This window comes from Pseudomonas sp. FW507-12TSA, assembly GCF_058781435.1.
Genome location: NZ_JBYSWT010000048.1, coordinates 1 through 23401, shown reverse-complemented (window position 1 = coordinate 23401; position 23401 = coordinate 1). Strand labels below are relative to the sequence as shown.

The following is a 23401-nucleotide window of genomic DNA, read 5'->3' as shown; positions in this document are numbered from 1 at the left end:
ATTCAGCGCACCGAAAATCGCTGTTCTGCCAACAAACGGTCGCCCTGGAACACCATGAAGTGCCATTCACCCGGCACCACTTCGTGGCTTTCGGTGAACTCGTAGGCCATCACATCCTGAGGGGCATTGGGCACCAGCTTCTGGGTCACTTCCAGCTTGTCATGGCGCAAGCCATCAGGAGTGCGAATGCCCGGCGTCAGGTACAACAGGGTCAGCGGCTGGCCGTCGGCGACCTTGCCCAGCAGTTGGTAGCGCAGGCCGAACTTGGTGCCCAACCGGGCCGGTACCACGGCAGTCTGCTGGATCTTCTCGTTGCTGCGACGCAGCACCCGCTCCCCCGATTGCAGCTCGGCCTTGGGGCCTTCGAACACGCCGAACTCCACGGGACCTTCGACACGGACCTCGGCACTGGCCAGGCCGCTGACGATCATCAGCGCCGCCAGGACGCTTGAACGAGTGAAATGCATATCGCGCTCCTTGATTGAGATGGCGCGAGCATATGAACCAAGGGTGACAAGCTGATGACAATCCGCCGGGACAGCGACTCAGCGAGAAGCCGGGAGCACGGCCAGGAAATTGTCATGGGCCACCTTGCGGGCCACCTCGGCCGGCAGGGCATCGAGGAACCCATCGAAGCCGTGCAATTCCCGCCCCAGCTTGTCGAAGCGCCCGACCACATCCGAGCCCAGCATGAAGCGCTCCGCATAGCGCTCCACCAAGCGCAGCCACTCCCGGCGCGGGGTGCCCTGCTCGTCCAGCAGATAGGGAGTGAGCAGGCTCCAGGACAGGTCTATGTAGAGGTTCGGGTAGCGCTCCAGCAACCGCTCCAGGGTCGGCAGCAGGAACTCCAGGCGCTCCTGGTGACGATGGATTTCCGCGCTGGTACCCGCGTGGGCCCAGATGAACCGGGTCTGCGGATGCTGGCCCAGGGGCTCCTCTATCTCTGCCAGGTACAGGGGATTGCGCTCGCGCTTGGAGGTGATGTTCGAATGCAGCATCACAGGCAGATCATGCTTCGCTGCCAGGCGATAGACCTTGGCCATGGCCTCGTTGTTGGCCCGTGGCGTATCGCCGTCGATCAACGCAGTGAGGTCGTCATGGCGAGTGAAGACCTCGCCGATGCCCTGCCACAACCCCGGATCGAGATCGAGCATGCGCTGGATATGGGCCGCGGAATTCTTGTCGTTGGGATTGAACCCCGAAAGGAACGGATGCAGGCGCCGGCGTTGCTCGACCGGTAGCTGCTTGACCGCGGCGGCCACCAGCACATCGGTGGCGCTGTACCAGTAGGCACCGGCATCGTCCCCGGCGTAGTAGCGCGGACGCTTGGGTTCGTCCTCGTGCCATTTCTTGGCCACCGGGATCCCGGAGATCATCGCCTGCTCGATCCGGTTGTCGGCCATGGCCTTGAGCAAGGCCTGCATGCCCTGGGTTTCCTGGAAAAAATCGACATAGTGCAGGTGTGCATCGCTGTAGATGTAGTCCCGTGCCTGTGCTGCCGCCAGGGGCAGCATCAGCAGCAAAGACAGGCAGCTTGCGTGAAAATGGCTCCAGTGCACCGCTCAGGCTCCCGAGTATCGAAGCAGGATAGACCGTGGCGCCAGGTCGCAGGTTCAGAAAATGGGGAACACACGAGTCGTGCGATGCTCTATAACTTCAGCACCTTTAATGCCTGATTCCATCAATCACTGCCTGAGGTTTGCCATGACCATCACCGTCAACACCGAGTCCAGCGAAGGTTACCGCCACAGCATCCAGGTGGACGACCACCATTTCTTCACCGACCTGCCCAAGTCGGCAGGTGGCGAAGGCACCGCTCCGGAGCCCCATGATTACTTCGACGCCGCGCTGGGGGCATGCAAGGCCCTGACCCTCAAGCTCTATGCCCAGAAGAAGAACATCCCGCTCACCGGCGTCACGGTGGAGATCAAGCATGACAACAGCGAGGAAACCAAGGGCAAGTACGCCCTGCATGTGAAGCTGACCCTCAAGGGCGTGCTCACCGATGCCCAGCGTGAAGAACTGCATCGAGTGGCCGATCGCTGCCCGATCCACAAGCTGATGACCACCAGCGAAGTGAGCATCGAGACCCACCTCTCCGAAGGCGCCTTCAGCCAGTAGCGCGCGGCCTGGGCAAGCGGGTTATGCTCCCGGGCATAACCCGAGCAGCCTGGAGCCCGCCATGAATTCCCCCCTCGTGATCCGTCCCCGTGCCGAGGACGTCGAAGGCCAGCCCATCCTCCGCCCCCTGCCCTCGGCGCAATGTCGCAGCGTCGGGCCTTTCGTGTTCTTCGACCACATGCTGGAAACCACCTATCCGGCGGGCAAGGGCATGAACATCCGCCAACATCCGCATATCGGCCTGTCCACCCTGACCTACCTGTTCAGCGGGCAGATCCAGCACAAGGACAGCCTGGGTTCAGACCAGGTCGTCGAGGCCGGGGACGTCAGCTGGATGACCGCCGGCAGCGCCATCGCCCACGTCGAGCGCACGCCATCGGCGCAACTGGAGCGGGAGCGGCGCATGCATGGGCTACAGGTATGGCTGGCTTCGCCCCGGGACCAGGAACAGGGGCCGGGGCACTACAGTCATCACCCCGCTGCCAGCCTGCCGGTGAACGACAACCTCGGCGTGAGCATCCGCATGATCGCCGGCCATGGCTTCTGCCTGGAGTCGCCAGTGCCGGTGCTGTCCCCGACGCTGTACGCCGAACTGCAGCTGCAAACCGCCACCAGCCTGCTGATTCCTACCGAGCATCAGGAACGGGCACTGTACGTGCTGGCAGGCGAGGCCCACCTGGATGGGCAGCCGGTGGAGCTGAATACGCTGGTGATCCTGCCGGAAGGCGAAACCGCGACCCTGTTCGCCGAAAGCGATTGCCATGCGGTGTTGATCGGTGGCGCGCCCCTGGACGGGCCACGCCGGATCAACTGGAACTTCGTCGCCAGCGATCCGGCCCTGATCGACGAGGCCCGCCGGCGCTGGGCGGCCGGGGACTGGCCGCAGGTCCCTGGAGAAAGCGAGCGGATCGAGCTTCCACCGGGCAAACACTGAGCCCTCTCGCCCGCCACGGCCGCTGCATGGGTCGTGGCGAGCGCAGGAGCAGTTGTCAGCCCCGGAACACTTCCTCGAGCAGGTGATGCATGGTGGCGAAGGCCCGGCCGGAAACCTTGGCGTCGTACATCATCTTGCCCGGCACATTGGCATGGGTATCGGTGAAGGAATGCACCGCGCCACCGTAGCTCACCAGTTGCCAGTCCACCCCGGCGGCATCCATCTCCGCCTCGAAGGCCGGCAGTTGTTCCTTGGCCACGAACGGATCGGCCGCTCCATGCAGTACCAGCACCGCGCCCTTGATATTGCGTGCATCGGCGGGCTCGGGAGTATCCAGGGTGCCGTGGAAAGACACTGCCGCCTTCACCGGTGCGCCGCTGCGAGCCAGCTCCAGGGCACAGCAGCCACCGAAGCAGAAACCGAAGGTCGCCAGCTTCGAAGTGTCGACTGGCGCCTCCCCTTGGGCCTGCAAGGCCGCGAACGAGGCCTGCATGCGCTTGCGCAGCAGCGCGCGGTCATCCTTCAACGGAGTCATCGCCGCCCCGGCTTCGTTGAAGTCACGAGGCCTCAGCGCCTGCCCATAGAGATCGGCGACCAGCACCACATAACCCTGGGCGGCTACCGCTTCGGCGATCTTCTGCGCGCCATCGGTAACCCCCATCCAGTTCGGCGCCATCAGCAAGCCCGGGCGGGGCCCCTTGTGGGCGGCATCGAAGGCCAGGCGGCCCTCATAGGGTTGACCATCGATCTGATATACCACGGAACGCACGGTGATTTGACTCATGACTCAGCTCCTCCAGCAAAGGGACACCAGAATGAAAAAACCCGCCGTTAGGGCGGGTTTTTCTTGCTACTTGATTAAACCGACAGCTCGACCAGGAGCTTGTTCAACCGGCGGACATAAGCCGCTGGGTCTTTCAAGCTGTCACCGGCCGCCAGGGCAGCCTGGTCGAAGAGGATGTGCGACAGGTCGCCAAAACGCTCTTCGCTCTGCTCGCCGTCGAGCTTCTCGATCAACGGATGGCTCGGGTTGAACTCGAAGATCGGCTTGGAGTCCGGCACCTTCTGCCCGCTGGCTTCGAGGATCTGGCGCATCTGCAGGCCCAGGTCCTGTTCACCGATGGCCAGGATCGCCGGCGAATCGGTCAGGCGGTGGGAGACCCGCACTTCGCTGACGTTCTCGCCCAGGGCGGTCTTGATCCGCTCCACCAGGCCTTCCTTGCTCTTGGCGACTTCCTCGGCGGCCTTCTTGTCCTCTTCGGAGTCCAGGTTGCCCAGGTCCAGGTCACCACGCGCCACGTCGACAAAGCTCTTGCCGTCGAACTCGTTGAGGTAGCTCATCAGCCACTCGTCGATCCGGTCGGTGAGCAGCAGCACTTCGATGCCTTTCTTGCGGAAGACTTCCAGGTGCGGGCTGTTCTTGACCTGGGCGTAGGATTCGCCGGTGAGGAAGTAGATCTTGTCCTGGCCTTCCTTGGCACGCGCCAGGTACTCGGCCAGGGAAACGTTCTGCTCGCCGTCTTCGCCCTGGGTGGAAGCGAAGCGCAGCAGGCCGGCGATCTTCTCCTTGTTGGCGAAGTCCTCGGCCGGGCCTTCCTTCATCACCTGGCCGAAGTTCTTCCAGAAGCCCTTGTATTGCTCCGGCTCGTTCTTGGCCAGCTTCTCCAGCATGTCCAGCACGCGCTTGGTCAGCGCCGACTTCATCGAATCGATGATCGGGTCTTTCTGCAGGATCTCGCGGGAGACGTTCAGCGACAGGTCGTTGGAGTCCACCACGCCCTTGATGAAGCGCAGGTACAGCGGCAGGAAGGATTCGGCCTGGTCCATGACGAACACGCGCTGCACGTAGAGCTTGAGGCCCTTCGGTGCTTCACGCTGGTACAGATCGAACGGCGCGCGGGCCGGTACGTACAGCAGCGAGCTGTATTCCAGCTTGCCTTCGACCTTGTTGTGGCTCCAGCTCAGCGGGTTCTCGAAGTCATGTGCGATGTGCTTGTAGAACTCCTGGTATTCCTCGTCCTTGATCTCGGTACGCGGACGAGTCCACAGGGCGCTGGCACGGTTGACGGTTTCCCACTCCAGCGACGGCTGCTCTTCGCCTTCGGCAGCCGCAGCTTCCTTGGGCAGCTCGATCGGCAGGGCGATATGGTCGGAGTACTTCTTGATGATGTTGCGCAGGCGCCAGCCATCGGCGAACTCGTCTTCGCCGGACTTCAGGTGCAGGACGATGCGGGTGCCGCGCTCGGCCTTGTCGATGGTAGCGACTTCGAACTCGCCTTCACCCTTGGACGACCAGTGCACGCCCTCGCTGGCGGCCAGGCCGGCACGACGGCTGAACACTTCGACCTGGTCGGCGACGATGAACGCGGAGTAGAACCCGACGCCGAACTGGCCGATCAGGTGCGAATCCTTCTTCTGGTCGCCGGTGAGGTTCTTCATGAAATCGGCGGTGCCGGACTTGGCGATGGTCCCCAGGTGGGTGATCACATCTTCACGGCTCATGCCGATACCGTTGTCTTCGAGAGTGACGGTCTTGGCGTCCTTGTCGAAGCTCACACGGATTTTCAGCTCGGCGCCACCTTCCAGCAACTCGGGCTTGGACAGGGCTTCGAAGCGCAACTTGTCGACCGCGTCGGAGGCGTTCGAGATCAGCTCGCGCAGGAAGATTTCCTTGTTGGAATACAACGAATGGATCATGAGGTGCAGCAGTTGCTTCACCTCGGTCTGGAAGCCCAGGGTTTCCTTTTGAGTTTCCACACTCATGGTCATCAAACTCCAATCAGATGGCATTGGCCGCACTCCGGAAGCGGTGAGCGGCGGGATGACATGAAAGTGGGGATCACTCTGCAGATTTCAAGAGCCGGTCCGATCCTGGATCTTGAAATGTGCACGAGCGGTGGCGATCGGCTCGTCGGCAGTGCTCTGCCACGCCGTAATCGCGACATTGGCCACCCGCCGCCCCTGGCGGCATACCTGGCAACGAGCGAAGGTGTCGCGAAAACGCCCGGCGCTCAGGTAGTCCAGGGAAAAGTCGATGATCTTCGGCACCTCGGGAGAACCGGTGAAGACCAACAAGTGCAGGGCTGCCGCCAATTCCATGAAGCCGGCGATCACCCCCCCATGCAGCGCCGGCAACAAGGGATTGCCGATGTTGTCCTTGTTGGCCGGCAGGCGAAACAGCAACTCGTCGCCCAGGCGCGAACACTCGATACCGATCAACGCGGCGTAGGGAATCCGCTGCAGCAAGGCTGCGTACTCGCCCTGGCGGTGGGCCTGCTCCAGCAGGGTTTTGAGATCCTCGCTCATGCCCGCTCTCCCTTGCTGGCAGCGGAAGCGCCAGGCGACCCCTTGCCCATGCGCATGAAGGTTCCTACCACATGGGCCACCGGATGCTCGGGATCGTCCTGGTAGGCAAAACCGCGGGTAAAAATCACATCGGTGGTGACCCTGTAACACTGGGCAAACCCGTGCACGGCCTGATGCGGTTGCGCCGGGTGCATGTAGTCTATGCGTAGGTCCAGGGTCGGGCACACCTCGAACTCCGGCAGTACACAGAGGGTGGCCAGACCGCAGGCGGTGTCCATCAGCGTGGTCAGGGCCCCGCCATGGATGACCCCGCTCTGGGGGTCGCCCACGATTTGCGGGCTATAGGGCAAGGTCAGGGTCAGCCCCTCCGGGGAGGCGCTATGGACGCCGATACCCAGCACCTGGCAGTGGCGCAGCGCGGAAATAAAGCGCTGTGCTCGTTCGAAGATCAGATCTTGCGCCATGGCGAATGCCTCTAGTTATTGTCTGGAATGTGCGCTCGATAAAGTAAAAAAGTTCCGTGACATCAATCTTTAATATATCTGCGCAGCCAAGGAACTTAAGTCACAAGGCCATGATCGAAAGGCCAGTAGATATCTTCACTCAGGAGAAACACCCCATGCGTAAGACTTTAGCTATTGCCCTGATGCTGACCGCTTCCCTCGGTCTGGCTGCCTGCGACAAGAAATCCGAGGACAAAGCTCAAGATGCCAACCAACATGCTGAGCAAGCCCAACAGAAAATGAACGAAGCTCAGGATAAGGTGAACGACGCAGCCAAGGAAAACGCCGAAGCTGCCAAAGATCAGGCTGAATCCAACAAGGCCGCTGCTGAAGAAAGCGCCAAGGAAGCAGCACCTAAAACCAACTAAGTCGGTTTTAGCGCAGTACAGAATAAAGCCCGCCAAGTGCGGGCTTTATTTTTTTCGGCGTAACTTCTATGCCAACAACCAACGAAAAGTTGGACTAAGCATCAATAACAAAGAACACGACAGGCCAACTCCCCAGGCCAGGCTCCGTTGCCACGCCAGGTCGGCCAGATAACACCCCAGGTAAAGCACACGGGCAACCACGAAGACGATCGCCAGGGTATCGATCAACCAACCCTGGGTCTGCGTGGTGTGTGCCATCAACACGCCCACGGCGAACAGGATGAACGCTTCGAAACTGTTCTGGTGCGCCGCCAGGGCCCGGGCCCCACGCCCGCTCAACCGGGCCTGTTGCAGGCGCGGCAGATGGTTGTCGTAGCCGCCCTGCTCCTTCATGGCCTTGACCACTGGCATCCGCGCAATGAAGATCAACAACGCACTGATAAACACGCACCAGAACGTAATGGTCATCAGTTGTTCTCCTTGTTCACCTCGGGCAATGGCGCCTCTGTAGGGGTATAGACCATGACGTCCAGAACGTCGGAATGGAACTCGCGACGATAGAGCACCAGCACTACCCCACTGCTCATCAACATGAACAACCAGGGACTGACGAACCAGGCCAGCATGCTCATGCCGAAGTAATACGAGCGCAGGCCAAAGTTGAACTGGTTGGCCGCCATGGAAATCACCCGCGCGGCGCGGGCGGCAAAGGCCTTGCGCTCCTGCTCGGAGACATGCCGCTCACCGATCATCGGCGCCGACCCCACCAGCACCGCGGCGAAGTTGTATTGGCGCATGCACCAGCTGAAGGTGAAGAAGGCATAGACGAACACCAGCGCCAGGCACAGCAACTTGATTTCCGACATGCCCTGGGATGCCTGCTGGACCATGGGGATGTCGGCCAGCAGCGAGACCGCGCGCTCCGATGCTCCCAGCACAGTGATGATGCCGGCCAGGATGATCAGGGTACTGGAGGCGAAGAACGAAGCATTGCGCTCCAGGTTACCGATCACACTGGCATCGGCGATGCGGTTGTCCCGCAACAGCATGCGGCGCATCCAGTCTTCGCGATACAGGTGCAGGACGCTGGCCAGGCAAGGTGTGTCGCGGCCTTTCCAGGTGGCGTAGCGGGTGTAGCCGCCCCAGCAAACGATGAACCAGAGGGCGGCCAATAGGTGGATCTGGTTGGCTTGGATGAACGACATGCAAATTCCTGTGGGCATTGGCGAAAGCTGGGAGCAATGTTTCGACGCCTCGCCAGAGAAAAAGACACCGCGCAAGGCCCATAAAAAATGCCCCGTATCGATGGATACGGGGCATTTTCAACAGCGCTGGCCGACCGCTCGTGACGGCCGGTGAACACCGGTCAAATCAGGCCAGGGCTTCGCTGGGCTTGCCCAACAGGCGATCGCAGACCACGGCCAGGGCCAGGACGATCACCGAAGGCACCAGCCAGGCCAGGCCCTGCTCGCTGAGCGGTAGGTGGGACAGCTGGCTGGGGATGAGACCGGCAAACGCGGTGCCCTTGATCGCATCGATCAGGCCGAAGATGAACGATACCAGCATCACCGGGCCGACGATGCGGCGCTGATCCTGCCAGAAGTCCTTGCAGAAGCTCAGGGCCACCAGGACGATGCATGGTGGATAGATGGCGGTCAGTACCGGGATCGAGAACGCGATCAACTTGGTCAGGCCCAGGTTCGACACCACCAGCGAGAAGCCCGCGAGGATCACTACTAGGGTCTTGTAGGACAGCGGCAAGACCCGGCTGAAATACTCGGCACAGGCGCAGGTCAGGCCTACGGCGGTCACCAGGCAAGCCAGGGAGATCAGTACCGCGAGGAAACCACTGCCCAGGGAGCCGAAGGTGTGCTGCACGTAGGCATGCAGCACTGCCGCGCCGTTGGTCGCACCGACAGCCACTTCATGGCTACCGGAGCCCAGGCGGAACAGGCTGACGTAGACCAGCGCCAGGCCGACACCGGCGACCAGGCCGGCGATCACCGCGTAACGGGTGATCAACTGCGGCGACTCCACCCCGCGAGAACGGATGGCGTTGACGATGACGATGCCGAACACCAGCGCGCCCAGGGTATCCATGGTCAGGTAGCCATTGATGAAGCCTTGGGAGAACGGCGCCGCCACGTATTCCGGAGTGGCCTGGCCGATGTCACCAGCCGGCAGGGCGAAGGCTGCGATGCCCAGGACCGCCAGGGCGATGATCTTCAGCGGGGCCAGGAAACGCCCGACGGTATCCAGCAGGCGGCCAGGGTACAGGGAGATGAAGAACACCAGCAGGAAGTAGGCGGTGCTGTAGAGCGCCAACGCCAGCGGGCTTTCGCCAGTCAGCGGGGCCAAGCCTACTTCAAAGGATACGGTGGCCGTGCGCGGTGTGGCGAACAGCGGGCCCACTGCCAGGTAGCTCACTGCAGCCAACAGGCCGCCGGCAACCTTGCCGATGGGGCTGCTCAGGGAGTCCATGGCGCCACCGACCTTGGCCAGGGCCACCACGGTGATCACTGGCAGGCCGACCGCGGTGATCAGAAAGCCCAGCGCCGCCATCCAGACATGGGGTCCGGACTGCAAGCCGACGATAGGCGGGAAGATGATGTTGCCTGCCCCGACGAAGAGGGCAAAGGTCATGAATCCGAGCGCCAGGATGTCCTGGCCTTTCAACACTTTCATTAAGGAAATACCACACTACTGAATCGGAATTTAGAGAGGGATTTCCCTTTGGGGTGAGGGAAATGCTGTCAATCCGTATAAGACTGACCCGTTTAGCGTGCCGCAGCCTTGTGGGTAGCAGACACATCAAAGAGGCGGCTAGCGTAACGAATCTGTAAGACGAACGCACCGCCACGGTGCGAATTTTCTTATATGCGACATGTCAAATGTCGCTTTTTTGAAACTATATTTCCGCGGGTATTAATCCCCTTCTCGCTCCAGCCCTGGCCCTGGGCTGCTTGCGGCTCGCAGAAAGGACAAAGGCCACCCGAAGGTGGCCTTTGTCAGCAACATTGCAAGCTAAGCGTGGGAGCTTACTTGACAGTCCAGCCAGTCAGCTCGGCCAGGGCCTTGCCGATGTCTGCCAGCGAACGCACGGTTTTCACGCCAGCGTCTTGCAGGGCAGCGAACTTCTCGTCCGCAGTACCTTTGCCGCCGGAGATGATTGCACCTGCGTGGCCCATGCGCTTGCCCGGAGGAGCAGTCACACCAGCGATGTAGGAAACAACCGGCTTGGTCACATTGGCCTTGATGTAGGCAGCTGCTTCTTCTTCAGCCGAACCGCCGATCTCGCCGATCATCACGATCGCCTCGGTCTTCGGGTCTTCCTGGAACAGCTTCAGGATGTCGATGAAGTTGGAGCCTGGGATCGGGTCACCACCGATGCCGACGCAGGTGGACTGGCCGAAACCGGCGTCAGTGGTCTGCTTGACGGCTTCATAGGTCAGGGTGCCGGAACGGGAAACGATACCGACTTTGCCTGGCAAGTGAATGTGACCTGGCATGATGCCGATCTTGCATTCGCCCGGAGTGATCACGCCTGGGCAGTTAGGGCCGATCAGGGTCACGCCCAGCTCGTCGCACTTAACTTTAGCGTCCAGCATGTCCAGGGTAGGAATGCCTTCGGTGATGCAGACGATCAGCTTGATGCCGCCGAAAGCCGCTTCCAGGATCGAGTCCTTGCAGAAAGGAGCTGGAACGTAGATCACGCTGGCGGTGGCGCCAGTGGCAGCTACAGCGTCTTTGACGGTGTTGAACACTGGCAGGCCCAGGTGCTCGGTGCCGCCTTTGCCTGGAGTTACGCCACCCACCATCTGGGTGCCGTATTCGATGGCTTGCTGAGTGTGGAAGCTACCCTGCGAACCGGTGATACCTTGGCAGATAACCTTGGTGTCTTTATTGATCAGGACGCTCATTATTTGCCCTCCGCAGCTTTGACAACTTGTTGAGCAGCGTCGGTCAGGCTGGTAGCAGCGATGATGTTCAGACCGCTTTCTGCCAGTACTTTAGCGCCCAGTTCAGCGTTGTTGCCTTCGAGGCGAACAACAACCGGGATTTTCACGCCGACTTCTTTCACGGCGCCGATGATGCCTTCGGCAATCATGTCGCAGCGAACGATGCCGCCGAAGATGTTGACCAGTACTGCAGCGACGTTGGCGTCGGACAGGATGATCTTGAAGGCTTCGGTCACGCGCTCTTTGGTAGCACCACCACCTACGTCGAGGAAGTTGGCTGGCTTGCCGCCGTGCAGGTTGACGATGTCCATGGTACCCATGGCCAGGCCAGCACCGTTGACCATGCAACCGATGTTGCCGTCCAGGGCTACGTAGTTCAGTTCGAACTTGGCAGCGTGAGCTTCACGCGGATCGTCCTGGGACGGATCGTGGAAGGTCTTCAGCTTAGGCTGGCGGTACATGGCGTTGGCGTCGATGTTGATCTTCGCGTCCAGGCAGTGCAGATCGCCGTCGGCCTTGATTACCAGTGGGTTCACTTCCAGCAGGGCCAGATCGTGATCCTGGAACAGCTTGGCCAGACCTACGAAGATCTTGGCGAACTGGGCAACTTGCTTGCCTTCCAGACCCAGTTGGAATGCCAGCTCGCGACCCTGGAATGGCTGAGCGCCAACCAGTGGATCGATAGTGGCCTTGAGAATTTTTTCTGGAGTGTCGTGAGCGATCTTCTCGATGTCCACGCCACCTTCGGTGGAAGCCATGAACACGATGCGACGGCTGGAACGGTCAACGACAGCGCCCAGGTACAGCTCTTTAGCGATATCAGTGCACGATTCAACCAGGATCTTGGTGACAGGCTGGCCATTGGCGTCAGTCTGATAGGTCACCAGACGCTTGCCCAGCCACTGCTGTGCGAATGCCTTGGCGTCTTCCTTGTTGCGAACCAGCTTGACGCCGCCCGCTTTACCGCGACCACCGGCGTGAACCTGGGCTTTGACAACCCACTCGGAGCCGCCAATCTTGTCGCAAGCTTCTGCTGCTTCTTCCGGGGTGTCTACCGCGTAGCCTTTGGATACTGGCAGGCCGTATTCAGCGAACAGCTGCTTACCCTGATACTCGTGAAGATTCATGCTTTTTACCGTCTTCGTTAGGTACTGCGCATTCGGCGCTGCACTCCAGATGAGTGCCGCACCACCTGTGACCGCTACTCTCAAACCAGCGCCACACCTGGGTTCCGGAGCCTGGGCCCCGGTCCAGTGTGTGGCGCTACCCTGAGAGGTCGAGTCCAGCGGATATTCCGCGGTGAGTCTTGCGCACAAGGCTCACGACGGGCCAACCGCCGTGGTTTCTTATTATTGCTTAGCGTTTCTTGCGGTTGGCGATGTGGATGGCAGTGCCATTCACAGCCAGGGCTGCTTCGTGCAGGGCTTCGGACAGGGTCGGATGGGAGAAAACCATCATGCCCAGGTCTTCGGCGCTGGTGCCGAATTCCATGCCGATCGCACCTTGTTGAACCAGTTCCGCAGCGCTTGGGCCAATCACGTGGACGCCCAATACGCGATCAGTCTTGGCATCGGCGATGACCTTGACGAAACCGCCGGTGTCGTTGGCTGCCATGGCACGGCCGCTGGCGGCAAACGGGAAGGTGCCGACGTTAACTTCTACGCCTTCAGCTTTCAAGGCCTGCTCGGTTTTACCGACCCACGCGATTTCCGGGTGAGTATAGATAACCGACGGGATCAGGTCGTAGTTCATCTGAGCCTTGTGGCCCTTGATGCGCTCAGCAACCATGATGCCCTCTTCAGAGGCCTTGTGCGCCAGCATCATGCCGCGAACCACGTCACCGATGGCGTACACGCCCGGTACGGTGGTGGCGCAGTGATCGTCAACGTGCACGAAACCGCGCTCGTCCAGGGTCACGCCGCAGTCGGCAGCCAGCAGATCAGTGGTCACCGGACGACGACCAACGGCAACGATCAGCTTGTCGAAGGTGATGTTCTGCTCACCATTGGCGTCGGTGTAGGTCACCACGACTTCTTCGCCATTGACCTTGGAGCCGGTCACGCGAGCACCCAGTTTGATGTCCAGGCCTTGCTTGGTCAGGGTCTTCAGCGCTTCCTTGGAAACCGCGGTATCAGCGGCCATCAAGAAGGTGTCCAGGGCTTCCAGGACGGTCACCTGCGCACCCAGGCGCGACCAGACCGAACCCAGCTCCAGACCGATGACGCCAGCGCCGATCACGCCCAGACGCTTGGGCACTGCCTGGAATTCCAGGGCGCCGGTAGAGTCCACGATCACGTTCTGGTCGACCGGAGCCGGCGGAATGTCGATCGGACGCGAACCTGGAGCCAGGATCACGTTTTCGGCTTCGATCACTTCGACCGAACCGTCAGGCTTGGTGACTTCGACTTTCTTGCCGGCCAGCAGCTTGCCGTGGCCCTGGATCGAAGTGACGCCGTTGGCCTTGAACAGGGTGGCGACACCGCTGGTCAGGCCTTTGACGATGTTGGCCTTGCGACCGACCATGGCCGGTACATCCATGCTCACGCCGGAGTGGCTGATACCGTGGATGGCAAAACCGTCCTGGGCTTCGTGGAATTTCCAGGAACTGTCCAGCAGAGCCTTGGAAGGAATGCAACCGACGTTCAGGCAAGTACCGCCGAGGGCCAGCTTGCCCTCCTTGTCGGTGTACTTCTCGATGCAGGCAGTCGTCAGACCAAGCTGTGCGGCCTTGATGGCGGCAACATAACCGCCTGGGCCCGCACCAATCACTACCACGTCGAATTTCTGAGTCATAAAAGGTTCCTTTTAACGGCAAGCTAGAAGCTGCAGCCACAAGTTCCAAACCACCGCCCAGGGGCTAGTGGCTTGGCGCTTGCAGCCTGCAACTGCTTTTTAGATGTCCAGGAGCAGACGCGCCGGATCTTCCAGCAGGTTCTTGATGGTCACCAGGAACGACACGGCTTCTTTACCGTCGATCAGGCGGTGATCGTAGGACAGTGCCAGGTACATCATCGGACGAATGACCACTTGGCCGTTGATCGCCATAGGACGCTGGATGATGTTGTGCATGCCCAGGATGGCCGCTTGCGGCGGGTTGACGATCGGGGTCGACATCATCGAACCGAAGGTACCACCGTTGGTGATGGTGAAAGTACCGCCAGTCATCTCTTCCATCGACAGCTTGCCGTCGCGAGCCTTCTTGCCGAAGGTGGCGATGCCGTTCTCGATCTCTGCCAGGCTCATCAGCTCGGCGTTGCGCAGCACCGGTACCACCAGGCCACGATCGCTGGAAACGGCGACGCCGATGTCCGAGTAGCCGTGGTAGACGATGTCCGCACCGTCGATCGACGCGTTGACCGCCGGGAAGCGTTTCAGGGCTTCGGTGGCAGCCTTCACGAAGAAGGACATGAAGCCCAGGCGCACGCCGTTATGGGTCTTCTCGAACAGGTCCTTGTACTTCGAACGCAGGGCCATGACTTCGGTCATGTCGACTTCGTTGAAGGTGGTCAGCATCGCCATGTTCGACTGGGCTTCGACCAGACGCTCGGCAACCTTGGCACGCAGGCGGGTCATAGGCACGCGCTTCTCGACGCGATCGCCGGCAGCGAAGACCGGAGCAGCAGCGGCCGGAGCCGGAGCCTTGGCAGGCGCGGCAGCCGGAGCGGCTTTCTTGGCGGCGATGGCAGCCACTACGTCTTCCTTGGTCACACGACCGCCCTTGCCGGTGCCGGCAACGGAAGCGATGTTGATGCCGTTTTCTTCAGCCAGCTTGCGTGCAGCTGGTGCGGCGATTGGATCGTCTTCGCCTTCGGCAGCAGCCGGGGCTGCGGCAGCGGCGGCCGGAGCAGCTGCGGCGGCTGGAGCTGCGGCAGCAGCACCACCCTCGACGATGGAGCCCAGGACTTCGTCGGACAGAACGGTGTCGCCTTCGTTCTTGACGATAGCGCCCAGCACGCCGTCGGCGGTAGCCAGCACTTCCAGTACGACTTTGTCGGTCTCGATGTCGACGATCAGCTCGTCACGCTTGACGGCGTCGCCCGGTTGCTTGTGCCAGGTGGCAACGGTGCCATCGGCAACCGATTCCGGGAAAGTGGGGGCTTTGATCTCGATAGCCATTATCTGTGGTTCCTTAAATTCGGTTTCAGGTGCGCGAAGGCGTTAAACGGTAAACGCGTCTTGCAGCAGTTTTTCCTGCTGCTCGGCGTGCATCGATGCGTAACCACATGCTGGAGCAGCAGAAGCCTCACGGCCCGCGTACTCGAGTACGAGAGACTTGTTGAGGTTGCTGATGCTGCGACGCAGGTGGTGCTGGCTGCAGTACCAGGCGCCCTGGTTCATCGGCTCTTCCTGGCACCAGACGGCCGCTTTGGCATTGGTGTAAGGAGCCAGGACTTCTTTCAAGTCGTCCTCAGGGAATGGGTACAGCTGCTCGATACGCACGATGGCGATATCTTCGCGGCCTTCGGCACGGCGTTTTTCCAGCAGGTCGTAGTAGACCTTGCCGCTGCACAGAACCACGCGCTCGACCTTCTTCGGATCCAGAGCATCGATTTCCGGGATAACGGTCTGGAACGAACCTTCAGCCAGATCTTCCAGGGTCGAGATGGCCAGCTTGTGGCGCAGCAGCGACTTCGGAGTCAGGACCACCAGCGGCTTGCGCAGCGGACGGATTACCTGACGGCGCAGCAAATGGTAGATCTGTGCCGGCGTGGTCGGCATGCACACCTGGATGTTGTGCTCGGCGCACAACTGCAGGTAACGCTCGAGGCGTGCCGAGGAGTGCTCTGGACCTTGCCCTTCATAGCCATGCGGCAGCAGCATGGTCAGGCCGCACAGGCGACCCCACTTGTGCTCGCCACTGGTGATGAACTGGTCGATCACCACCTGGGCACCGTTGGCGAAGTCACCGAACTGGGCTTCCCAGATCACCAGCGCATTCGGCGTGGTGGTCGAGTAGCCGTATTCGAATGCCAGCACGGCCTCTTCCGACAGGAACGAGTCGTACAGGTCGAAACGCGGCTGGCCTTCAAACAGATGCTTGAGCGGCACGTAGGTGCTGGCATCTTTCTGGTTGTGCAGGACCGCGTGGCGGTGCGAGAACGTACCGCGGCCGATGTCCTGGCCGGTCATGCGGATCGGGTGGCCTTCGAACAACAGGGTGGCGTAGGCCATGGTCTCGGCGTAACCCCAGTTGATCGGCAGGCCACCGGCTTGCATCTTCTGGCGATCTTCGTAGATCTTCGAGACCTGACGCTGGACCACGAAGCTATCAGGCACTTCCAGCAGCTTGGCGGACAGTTCCTGCAGGGTCTTCAGGTCGAAGCGAGTGTCATGACGTGCGGTCCAGGTGTGGCCCAGGTATGGACGCCAGTCGACGAACAATTCCTTGTTCGGCTCCTTGACCAGGCTCTTGACCACATGCAAGCCGTTGTCCAGCGCATTGCGATACTCGTCGACCTTGGCCTGGACGCGTTCGGCGTCGAGCACGCCGCCCTGGGTCAGGCGCTCGGCGTACAGCTCGCGAGTGGTGCGCTGCTTGGTGATCTGCTGGTACATCAGCGGCTGTGTGCCGCTTGGCTCGTCGGCCTCGTTATGGCCACGGCGGCGGTAGCAGACCAGGTCGATGACCACGTCACGCTTGAACTGCATGCGGTAGTCGATGGCCAGCTGGGTGACAAACAGCACGGCTTCCGGATCATCGCCATTCACATGGAGGATCGGCGCCTGGATCATCTTCGCAACGTCGGTGGCGTACTCGGTGGAACGCGAGTCCAGCGGGTTGCTGATGGTGAAACCAACCTGGTTGTTGACCACGATATGCACGGTACCGCCGGTCTTGAAACCGCGGGTCTGCGACATCTGGAAAGTTTCCAGGACCACGCCCTGACCGGCGAATGCCGCGTCACCGTGGATGGAGATCGGCAGGACCTTGTCGCCGCTCGAATCGTTGCGGCGGTCCTGGCGGGCACGTACCGAACCCTCGACCACCGGGGAAACGATTTCCAGGTGGGATGGGTTGAAGGCCATGGCCAGGTGCACTTCGCCACCGGAAGTCATCACGTTGGAGGAGAAGCCCTGGTGATACTTCACGTCACCGGAACCCAACTCGACCTTCTTCTTGCCTTCGAACTCGTCGAACAGCTCGCGCGGGTTCTTGCCGAAGGTGTTGACCAGCACGTTCAGGCGGCCACGGTGGGCCATGCCGATCACGACTTCCTTGGTGCCGTAGGAGCCGGAGCGCTGGATCAGCTCGTCGAGCATCGGGATCAGGCTTTCGCCGCCTTCCAGGCCGAAGCGCTTGGTGCCCGGGTATTTGGTGCCCAGGTACTTCTCCAGGCCTTCCGCCGCGGTTACGCGCTCGAGCAGGTGGCTCTTGATGTCAGCCGAATAGGCTGGGCGACCACGTACGCTTTCCAGACGTTGCTGGAACCAGTGGCGCTGCTCGGAATCGGTGATGTGCGTAAATTCAGCGCCGATGGTGCGGCAATATGTCTGCTGCAACGCTTCGTGAATTTCGCGTAGGCTCGCTTCCTCTTTGCCGATGAACAGGTCGCCGGCACGGAAGGTCGTATCAAGATCGGCATTGGTCAAGCCGTAATGATTGATCGACAGGTCTGCAGGTGCAGGACGCTGCCACAGTCCCAGCGGGTCCAGCTGGGATGCCTGGTGGCCACGCATCCGATAGGCCTGGATCAATCGCAGCACTTCAACTTGCTTCTTCTCGTGCTCACTGCTCACGCTCCCGGCGGAAACCGGTTGGGCGCGGCGCTGGTTCTTTGCCAGCAAGACGAAATGATCGCGGATCGTCGAGTGCGAAACATCGATGGCAGTGTTGCCGTCGGCAGGCAACTTATCAAAGTAAGTGCGCCACTCTTCTGGCACAGCGTTAGGGTCGTGCAGGTAGAGCTCGTAGAGCTCTTCCACATATGCAGCGTTGCTACCGGATAGGTAGGCGCTGTTCCACATGCGCTGCATCACGCTTTCTTGCATGCTTGGTCACCCTCGGTTAGGGGAACACCACCGGCGACGACACCGAGCAAGCTTGCAGAAGTCCGAATGCAGCGACCAAAACAAGCCACTTAGGATCACGCTGATAGTCCGGGCACCAGCCCGGATGCCCCTGCTTGTCTCATTTCTTCAAAATATAGAGCAGCCACTTCGTGAGCTGCTGCTCAGGTTAGAGCCAGGACGCGGGTTGAAGCCCGCGCCTCGGCTTTTACGGTACAGCGGTCCTACGGGTACAACAGCTGAATCACACGCCGCTCTGCAGCAGCATGTTACGAATGTGACCGATGGCCTTAGTCGGGTTCAGGCCTTTCGGACAAACGTTGACGCAGTTCATGATGCCACGGCAGCGGAATACGCTGAACGGGTCATCCAGCGAAGCCAGGCGCTCGGAAGTCTTGGTATCGCGGCTGTCTGCCAGGAAGCGATAGGCTTGCAGCAGAGCGGCTGGACCCAGGAACTTGTCCGGGTTCCACCAGAAGGATGGGCAAGAGGTCGAGCAGCAGGCGCACAGGATGCACTCGTACAGACCGTCGAGCTTCTCACGTTCTTCCGGCGACTGCAGACGCTCGATAGCCGGAGCCGGAGTATCGTTCTGCAGGAATGGCTTCACCTTCTCGTATTGCTTGTAGAAGATGCTCATATCGACGACCAGGTCACGGATAACCGGCAGGCCTGGCAGAGGACGGATGACCAGCTTGTTCTTCTTGACCACGGCGGACAGCGGCGTGATGCACGCCAGGCCGTTCTTGCCGTTGATGTTCATGCCGTCGGAACCGCAAACGCCTTCACGGCAGGAGCGACGGTAGGAGAAACCCTCGTCCTGCTCCTTGATCAGCGCCAGCACGTCCAGCACCATCAGGTCCTTGCCACCGGTATCGACCTGGAAAACCTGGGTTTTCGGGGCAGAGTCGGTGTCAGGGTTGTAACGATAAACTTCGACTTGCAACATGACTGCCACCCTTAGTAAGTCCGGACTTTAGGCTCGAAAGCCGGTACGGTTTTCGGCGAGAAGTTAACACCACGCTTGGCAACGCGCTTCTCACCCGGGAAGTACAGGGTGTGGCACAGCCAGTTTTCATCGTCGCGATCTTCGTAGTCTTCACGAGCGTGAGCTCCGCGGGACTCTTTACGCACTTCAGCGGCGATGGCGGTGGCTTCAGCCACTTCCAGCAGGTTTTGCAGTTCCAGAGCTTCGATACGGGCAGTATTGAACGCCATGGATTTGTCGTTGATCTTGACGTTGGCGATGCGCTCACGCAGGTCGGCCAGCTGGGCGATACCCTTCTGCATGTACTCGCCGGTACGGAATACACCGAAGTAGTTCTGCATGCAGCTCTGCAGTTCGCGACGCAGGCTGGCGACGTCTTCGCCGGTAGTGCGCTCGTTGAGCTTGGCCAGGCGGCTCAGGGCAACGTCCACATCGGTATCGCTGGCGTCGCGGTATTCGATACCGTCGGTCAGCGCTTTTTCCAGGTGCAGGCCAGCCGCACGACCGAATACCACCAGGTCCAGCAGCGAGTTGCCGCCCAGGCGGTTGGCACCGTGTACCGATACGCAAGCCACTTCACCCACTGCGAACAGGCCAGGGATGATGGTGTCTTCGCCAGCGGCGTTCTGGGTGATGGCCTGGCCATGGATATTGGTGGCAACGCCGCCCATCATGTAGTGGCAGGTAGGCACGACCGGAACCGGAGCGACTACAGGGTCGACGTGGGCGAAGGTCTTGGACAGCTCGCAGATACCAGGCAGGCGGCTGTGCAGCACTTCCTCGCCCAGGTGGTCCAGCTTGAGCATCACGTGGTCGCCGTTAGGACCACAACCGTTGCCAGCGATGATTTCCTTGACCATGGAGCGTGCCACTACGTCGCGGCCAGCCAGGTCCTTGGCATTCGGAGCATAACGCTCCATGAAGCGCTCGCCGTGCTTGTTGATCAGGTAGCCACCTTCGCCGCGGCAACCCTCGGTAACCAGAACACCAGCGCCGGCGATACCGGTCGGGTGGAACTGCCACATCTCGATGTCCTGCACCGGAACGCCGGCACGCAGGGCCATGCCCACGCCGTCGCCGGTGTTGATCAGAGCATTGGTGGTCGAGGCGTAGATACGACCCGCACCGCCAGTGGCCAGAACGGTGGCCTTGGACTTGATGTACAGGGTTTCGCCGGTTTCGATGCAGATCGCGATCACGCCAACGAACGCGCCATCCTGGTTCTTCACCAGGTCAACTGCGTAGTACTCGTTGAGGAAAGTAGTGCCGGCCTTCAGGTTGCCCTGATACAGGGTGTGCAGCAGTGCGTGACCGGTACGGTCGGAAGCGGCACAGGTACGGGCGGCCTGGCCACCTTTACCGAAGTCCTTGGACTGGCCGCCGAACGGACGCTGGTAGATACGACCAGTTTCGGTACGGGAGAACGGCAGCCCCATGTGATCCAGCTCGAAGACCGCGGCCGGGCCTTCCTGACACATGTATTCGATAGCGTCCTGGTCACCGATGTAGTCGGAACCCTTGACGGTATCGTACATGTGCCAGCGCCAGTCATCGTTCGGGTCGGCCGAAGCGATGGCGCAGGTGATGCCACCCTGGGCGGATACAGTGTGCGAGCGGGTCGGGAAGACCTTGGTGACTACAGCAGTCTTGTGACCGCCCTGGGCCAGCTGCAGTGCGGCACGCATGCCGGCGCCACCGCCGCCAATGATGATGGCGTCGAAAGAAATGGTTGGAATGTTAGCCATGAATCAGATACCCCAGAGAATCTGCACACCCCAGACGAAGTAAGCGAACATTGCGACGCCGCATACTGCCTGGAAAAGGAAACGTACCGCTGTCGCCGACTTGCCCAGCGCCATATGCGTCAGGTAGTCGGTCGAGATGGTCCACATGCCGACCCAGGCGTGAGCGCCAAGGGCCACCAGGGCCAGCAGACTGAAGATACGCATCCAGTTGTTTGCGAACAGGCCATGCCACTGGGTGTAGTCAATGCCCGGATTCGCTACGAGGTACCCGATCAGAAAAATGAAATAAGCCGCGAGAACGACCGCAGAGACACGCTGCGCCATCCAGTCATAAAGGCCCGAACGCGACAGGTTCGTAACGCTGGTTACCATATCCAAACTCCCGCCAGAACGATTACCACCACGGATACGGCGATAACGATTTTCGAGCCCAGCTTGCCGCCTTCCAGCGTCTCACCGATGCCCATGTCCATAATCAGATGGCGTACACCGGCCACCAAGTGATACAGCAAGGCGGACAGGAGGCCCCATGCAACGAATTTGGCCAGCGGACTGGTCAAGCACGCCTTCACCTCGGCATAACCTTCCTCGGAGCCCAGGGACTTGCTCAATGCGTACAGCATGATGCCGATGCCCAGGAAGAGGATGATGCCGGAAACACGGTGGAGAAACGACGTAACGCCGGTAATGGGGAGTTTGATGGTCCTTAGGTCTAGGTTTACAGGTCGTTGGCTATTCACGGCTTTTTTTCACACTGAAGAGCCCCTAACAATCAGGGCAAAGTTGTTGGGGAGTGCACTGGTCAGGTAACCACCACCCAGGGAGTGCGACCCCCATCAAAACAGGCCCAGAAGCCCATGGCGGTCGGTGGCCGAGTATAGACAGTTAGGCTACTAATGACAACGCAAACGCCTTCCCCTAATAGCTGATTGCGTTAGCTTTATAAAAGGCGTAAATGGCAGTGAATTTCGCTAAAAAATCCCTCTCAAAGCCTTCTGGGACAAGACTTTAGGCAAATTGACATTCAGATTTATCCCACTATAGTGGTGCGGGCCCTGCGTGGGGGGTCTGTCTGATGATTTCAAGCATAAATAGGAGGCCACATGGCTGACAAAAAAGCGCAGTTGATCATCGAGGGCGCAGCCCCCGTCGAGCTGCCCATTTTAACCGGCACCGTTGGTCCCGACGTAATCGATGTTAGGGGCCTGACGGCCACGGGCCGCTTCACTTTCGACCCCGGTTTCATGTCGACCGCCTCCTGCGAGTCGAAGATCACCTATATCGACGGCGACCAGGGTATCCTGCTGCACCGCGGCTACCCGATCGAACAGTTGGCCGAGAAATCGGACTACCTGGAAACCTGCTACCTGCTACTTAACGGCGAACTACCCAATGCCGAGCAGAAAGCCCAGTTCGTCAGCACCGTGAAGAACCACACCATGGTTCACGAGCAACTGAAGAGCTTCTTCAACGGCTTCCGTCGCGACGCCCACCCGATGGCCGTCATGTGCGGCGTAGTCGGCGCCCTCTCGGCGTTCTACCACGACTCCCTGGACATCAATAACCCGCAGCACCGCGAGATCTCCGCCGTGCGCCTGGTCGCCAAGATGCCGACCCTGGCAGCGATGGTCTACAAGTACTCCATGGGCCAGCCGATGATGTATCCGCGCAACGACCTGTCGTACGCGGAGAACTTCCTGCACATGATGTTCAACACCCCGTGCGAGATCAAACCGATCAGCCCGGTGCTGGCCAAGGCGATGGACCGGATCTTCATCCTCCATGCCGACCACGAGCAGAACGCCTCCACTTCCACCGTGCGCCTGGCGGGTTCCTCGGGCGCCAACCCGTTCGCCTGTATCGCTGCCGGTATCGCGGCCCTCTGGGGTCCTGCCCACGGCGGTGCGAACGAAGCCGTGCTGACCATGCTCGATGAAATCGGCGACGTGTCGAACATCGACAAGTTCATCGCCAAGGCCAAGGACAAGAACGATCCGTTCAAGCTCATGGGCTTCGGTCACCGCGTCTACAAGAACCGCGACCCACGCGCCACCGTCATGAAGCAGACCTGCGACGAGGTCCTCAAGGAACTGGGCATCAACAACGATCCACAACTCGAACTGGCCATGCGCCTGGAAGAGATCGCCCTGACCGACCCGTACTTCATCGAGCGCTCGCTGTACCCGAACGTCGACTTCTACTCGGGGATCATCCTCAAGGCGATCGGCATTCCAACCAGCATGTTCACCGTGATCTTCGCCCTGGCGCGTACCGTCGGCTGGATCTCCCACTGGAAGGAAATGCTCTCCAGCCCTTACAAGATCGGCCGTCCTCGCCAGCTGTATACCGGCTACGAGTCGCGCGACATCACCAAGCTGGAAGACCGCAAGTAAGACCGGCCTTGCGCTCCCGTCTTAGCTACACCGCATACGGCCCCTGAACAGGGGCCGTATTCTTTCCCCTCTCCCC

Annotated in this window: 23 protein-coding genes; 5 read left to right on the top strand and 18 right to left on the bottom strand. The window is 60.4% G+C overall.

Annotated elements, in window-relative coordinates; all coding sequences use genetic code 11:
* Positions 1-2 precede the first annotated feature (2 nt).
* The gene (locus AC3WK8_RS30515) at positions 3-467 is read right to left on the bottom strand and encodes a DUF3859 domain-containing protein (RefSeq protein ID WP_103326781.1); all 465 of its coding nucleotides are present in this window, start codon (positions 465-467) and stop codon (positions 3-5) included.
* 78 nt (positions 468-545) lie between these two features.
* On the bottom strand, positions 546-1514 hold the full coding sequence (locus AC3WK8_RS30510; protein ID WP_085066057.1) for an amidohydrolase family protein: 969 nt from the start codon (positions 1512-1514) through the stop codon (positions 546-548).
* Between the two features lie 190 nt (positions 1515-1704).
* Between AC3WK8_RS30510 and AC3WK8_RS30505 the strand changes: the two genes are divergently transcribed.
* Positions 1705-2121 carry an OsmC family protein gene (locus tag AC3WK8_RS30505; RefSeq protein WP_053135001.1) on the top strand — a complete coding sequence of 139 codons (417 nt, stop codon included), beginning with the start codon at positions 1705-1707 and terminating at the stop codon, positions 2119-2121.
* A gap of 61 nt (positions 2122-2182) precedes the next feature.
* On the top strand, positions 2183-3055 hold the full coding sequence (locus tag AC3WK8_RS30500) for a pirin family protein (protein WP_103326779.1): 873 nt from the start codon (positions 2183-2185) through the stop codon (positions 3053-3055).
* A gap of 55 nt (positions 3056-3110) precedes the next feature.
* On the opposite strand, the gene AC3WK8_RS30495 is transcribed toward AC3WK8_RS30500, so the two are convergent.
* The 4 genes from AC3WK8_RS30495 to AC3WK8_RS30480 form a co-directional block, all read right to left on the bottom strand.
* Positions 3111-3839, bottom strand: coding sequence for a dienelactone hydrolase family protein (locus AC3WK8_RS30495; protein WP_085597239.1), 729 nt, complete (start codon positions 3837-3839; stop codon positions 3111-3113).
* A 74-nt stretch (positions 3840-3913) separates the two neighbouring features.
* Complete coding sequence (htpG, locus tag AC3WK8_RS30490; RefSeq protein WP_103326798.1) at positions 3914-5818, bottom strand: molecular chaperone HtpG; 1905 nt, start codon at positions 5816-5818, stop codon at positions 3914-3916.
* 90 nt (positions 5819-5908) lie between these two features.
* Positions 5909-6361: a PaaI family thioesterase gene (locus AC3WK8_RS30485; protein WP_085597240.1), complete on the bottom strand. Its 453-nt coding sequence runs from the start codon at positions 6359-6361 to the stop codon at positions 5909-5911.
* A complete protein-coding gene (locus tag AC3WK8_RS30480; protein WP_103326777.1) occupies positions 6358-6825 on the bottom strand; it encodes a PaaI family thioesterase in 468 nt (155 codons plus the stop codon). The genes AC3WK8_RS30485 and AC3WK8_RS30480 overlap by 4 nt, the downstream gene beginning before the upstream one ends.
* 155 nt (positions 6826-6980) lie before the next feature.
* Between AC3WK8_RS30480 and AC3WK8_RS30475 the strand changes: the two genes are divergently transcribed.
* Entirely contained in the window at positions 6981-7232 is a 252-nt protein-coding gene (locus AC3WK8_RS30475; protein WP_011060058.1) for a hypothetical protein, read from the top strand.
* A 66-nt stretch (positions 7233-7298) separates the two neighbouring features.
* Here AC3WK8_RS30475 and AC3WK8_RS30470 read toward each other — a convergent pair whose 3' ends face one another.
* Positions 7299-7700 carry an MAPEG family protein gene (locus tag AC3WK8_RS30470; RefSeq protein WP_103326775.1) on the bottom strand — a complete coding sequence of 134 codons (402 nt, stop codon included), beginning with the start codon at positions 7698-7700 and terminating at the stop codon, positions 7299-7301.
* The gene (locus tag AC3WK8_RS30465; RefSeq protein WP_085597243.1) at positions 7700-8437 is read right to left on the bottom strand and encodes a DUF599 domain-containing protein; all 738 of its coding nucleotides are present in this window, start codon (positions 8435-8437) and stop codon (positions 7700-7702) included. Before AC3WK8_RS30465 ends, AC3WK8_RS30470 begins: the two co-directional genes overlap by 1 nt.
* Between AC3WK8_RS30465 and AC3WK8_RS30460 the strand changes: the two genes are divergently transcribed.
* Positions 8427-8591 (top strand): hypothetical protein, encoded by a 165-nt coding sequence (locus AC3WK8_RS30460; RefSeq protein ID WP_158091424.1) that lies wholly within the window; start codon positions 8427-8429, stop codon positions 8589-8591. The two genes, AC3WK8_RS30465 and AC3WK8_RS30460, sit on opposite strands and share 11 nt — an antisense overlap.
* A gap of 12 nt (positions 8592-8603) precedes the next feature.
* Here the strand turns inward: AC3WK8_RS30460 and brnQ are convergent, their stop codons facing one another.
* The 10 genes from brnQ to sdhC all read right to left on the bottom strand — a co-directional run bounded on the left by brnQ (position 8604) and on the right by sdhC (position 21672).
* Positions 8604-9917, bottom strand: coding sequence for a branched-chain amino acid transport system II carrier protein (gene brnQ, locus AC3WK8_RS30455; RefSeq protein ID WP_031321214.1), 1314 nt, complete (start codon positions 9915-9917; stop codon positions 8604-8606).
* 353 nt (positions 9918-10270) lie between these two features.
* Positions 10271-11152: a succinate--CoA ligase subunit alpha gene (sucD, locus tag AC3WK8_RS30450; protein WP_022643108.1), complete on the bottom strand. Its 882-nt coding sequence runs from the start codon at positions 11150-11152 to the stop codon at positions 10271-10273.
* Positions 11152-12318, bottom strand: a complete 1167-nt coding sequence (gene sucC, locus AC3WK8_RS30445) for an ADP-forming succinate--CoA ligase subunit beta (RefSeq protein WP_022643107.1) — start codon at positions 12316-12318, stop codon at positions 11152-11154. Before sucC ends, sucD begins: the two co-directional genes overlap by 1 nt.
* A 229-nt stretch (positions 12319-12547) precedes the next feature.
* Positions 12548-13984 (bottom strand): dihydrolipoyl dehydrogenase, encoded by a 1437-nt coding sequence (gene lpdA / locus AC3WK8_RS30440; RefSeq protein ID WP_085597244.1) that lies wholly within the window; start codon positions 13982-13984, stop codon positions 12548-12550.
* A gap of 99 nt (positions 13985-14083) precedes the next feature.
* Entirely contained in the window at positions 14084-15307 is a 1224-nt protein-coding gene (gene odhB / locus AC3WK8_RS30435) for a 2-oxoglutarate dehydrogenase complex dihydrolipoyllysine-residue succinyltransferase (RefSeq protein WP_085597245.1), read from the bottom strand.
* A 42-nt stretch (positions 15308-15349) separates the two neighbouring features.
* Complete coding sequence (locus tag AC3WK8_RS30430; protein WP_085597246.1) at positions 15350-18181, bottom strand: 2-oxoglutarate dehydrogenase E1 component; 2832 nt, start codon at positions 18179-18181, stop codon at positions 15350-15352.
* A 262-nt stretch (positions 18182-18443) separates the two neighbouring features.
* A complete protein-coding gene (locus tag AC3WK8_RS30425) occupies positions 18444-19148 on the bottom strand; it encodes a succinate dehydrogenase iron-sulfur subunit (protein ID WP_022643104.1) in 705 nt (234 codons plus the stop codon).
* 11 nt (positions 19149-19159) lie between these two features.
* Positions 19160-20932 (bottom strand): succinate dehydrogenase flavoprotein subunit, encoded by a 1773-nt coding sequence (gene sdhA, locus AC3WK8_RS30420; protein WP_022643103.1) that lies wholly within the window; start codon positions 20930-20932, stop codon positions 19160-19162.
* A gap of 3 nt (positions 20933-20935) precedes the next feature.
* On the bottom strand, positions 20936-21304 hold the full coding sequence (gene sdhD / locus AC3WK8_RS30415; RefSeq protein WP_022643102.1) for a succinate dehydrogenase, hydrophobic membrane anchor protein: 369 nt from the start codon (positions 21302-21304) through the stop codon (positions 20936-20938).
* Positions 21298-21672, bottom strand: coding sequence for a succinate dehydrogenase, cytochrome b556 subunit (gene sdhC, locus AC3WK8_RS30410; protein ID WP_011060048.1), 375 nt, complete (start codon positions 21670-21672; stop codon positions 21298-21300). Before sdhC ends, sdhD begins: the two co-directional genes overlap by 7 nt.
* 363 nt (positions 21673-22035) lie before the next feature.
* On the opposite strand from sdhC, the gene gltA reads away from it, so the two are divergent.
* A complete protein-coding gene (gltA, locus tag AC3WK8_RS30405; protein WP_022643101.1) occupies positions 22036-23325 on the top strand; it encodes a citrate synthase in 1290 nt (429 codons plus the stop codon).
* Positions 23326-23401: the final 76 nt, after the last annotated feature.

What these genes read in the sequence shown, in the direction of transcription:
- sucC (WP_022643107.1), bottom strand. Translation starts at nt 12,318, where the DNA reads ATGAATCTTCACGAGTATCAGGGTAAGCAGCTGTTCGCTGAATACGGC.
- brnQ (WP_031321214.1), bottom strand. Translation starts at nt 9,917, where the DNA reads ATGAAAGTGTTGAAAGGCCAGGACATCCTGGCGCTCGGATTCATGACC.
- AC3WK8_RS30460 (WP_158091424.1), top strand. Translation starts at nt 8,427, where the DNA reads ATGAACGACATGCAAATTCCTGTGGGCATTGGCGAAAGCTGGGAGCAA.
- AC3WK8_RS30430 (WP_085597246.1), bottom strand. Translation starts at nt 18,181, where the DNA reads ATGCAAGAAAGCGTGATGCAGCGCATGTGGAACAGCGCCTACCTATCC.
- AC3WK8_RS30480 (WP_103326777.1), bottom strand. Translation starts at nt 6,825, where the DNA reads ATGGCGCAAGATCTGATCTTCGAACGAGCACAGCGCTTTATTTCCGCG.
- sdhD (WP_022643102.1), bottom strand. Translation starts at nt 21,304, where the DNA reads ATGGTAACCAGCGTTACGAACCTGTCGCGTTCGGGCCTTTATGACTGG.
- AC3WK8_RS30510 (WP_085066057.1), bottom strand. Translation starts at nt 1,514, where the DNA reads ATGCTGCCCCTGGCGGCAGCACAGGCACGGGACTACATCTACAGCGAT.
- AC3WK8_RS30485 (WP_085597240.1), bottom strand. Translation starts at nt 6,361, where the DNA reads ATGAGCGAGGATCTCAAAACCCTGCTGGAGCAGGCCCACCGCCAGGGC.
- AC3WK8_RS30465 (WP_085597243.1), bottom strand. Translation starts at nt 8,437, where the DNA reads ATGTCGTTCATCCAAGCCAACCAGATCCACCTATTGGCCGCCCTCTGG.
- AC3WK8_RS30515 (WP_103326781.1), bottom strand. Translation starts at nt 467, where the DNA reads ATGCATTTCACTCGTTCAAGCGTCCTGGCGGCGCTGATGATCGTCAGC.
- AC3WK8_RS30470 (WP_103326775.1), bottom strand. Translation starts at nt 7,700, where the DNA reads ATGACCATTACGTTCTGGTGCGTGTTTATCAGTGCGTTGTTGATCTTC.
- odhB (WP_085597245.1), bottom strand. Translation starts at nt 15,307, where the DNA reads ATGGCTATCGAGATCAAAGCCCCCACTTTCCCGGAATCGGTTGCCGAT.
- htpG (WP_103326798.1), bottom strand. Translation starts at nt 5,818, where the DNA reads ATGAGTGTGGAAACTCAAAAGGAAACCCTGGGCTTCCAGACCGAGGTG.
- AC3WK8_RS30505 (WP_053135001.1), top strand. Translation starts at nt 1,705, where the DNA reads ATGACCATCACCGTCAACACCGAGTCCAGCGAAGGTTACCGCCACAGC.
- AC3WK8_RS30425 (WP_022643104.1), bottom strand. Translation starts at nt 19,148, where the DNA reads ATGTTGCAAGTCGAAGTTTATCGTTACAACCCTGACACCGACTCTGCC.
- sucD (WP_022643108.1), bottom strand. Translation starts at nt 11,152, where the DNA reads ATGAGCGTCCTGATCAATAAAGACACCAAGGTTATCTGCCAAGGTATC.
- gltA (WP_022643101.1), top strand. Translation starts at nt 22,036, where the DNA reads ATGGCTGACAAAAAAGCGCAGTTGATCATCGAGGGCGCAGCCCCCGTC.
- AC3WK8_RS30475 (WP_011060058.1), top strand. Translation starts at nt 6,981, where the DNA reads ATGCGTAAGACTTTAGCTATTGCCCTGATGCTGACCGCTTCCCTCGGT.
- AC3WK8_RS30500 (WP_103326779.1), top strand. Translation starts at nt 2,183, where the DNA reads ATGAATTCCCCCCTCGTGATCCGTCCCCGTGCCGAGGACGTCGAAGGC.
- AC3WK8_RS30495 (WP_085597239.1), bottom strand. Translation starts at nt 3,839, where the DNA reads ATGAGTCAAATCACCGTGCGTTCCGTGGTATATCAGATCGATGGTCAA.
- lpdA (WP_085597244.1), bottom strand. Translation starts at nt 13,984, where the DNA reads ATGACTCAGAAATTCGACGTGGTAGTGATTGGTGCGGGCCCAGGCGGT.
- sdhA (WP_022643103.1), bottom strand. Translation starts at nt 20,932, where the DNA reads ATGGCTAACATTCCAACCATTTCTTTCGACGCCATCATCATTGGCGGC.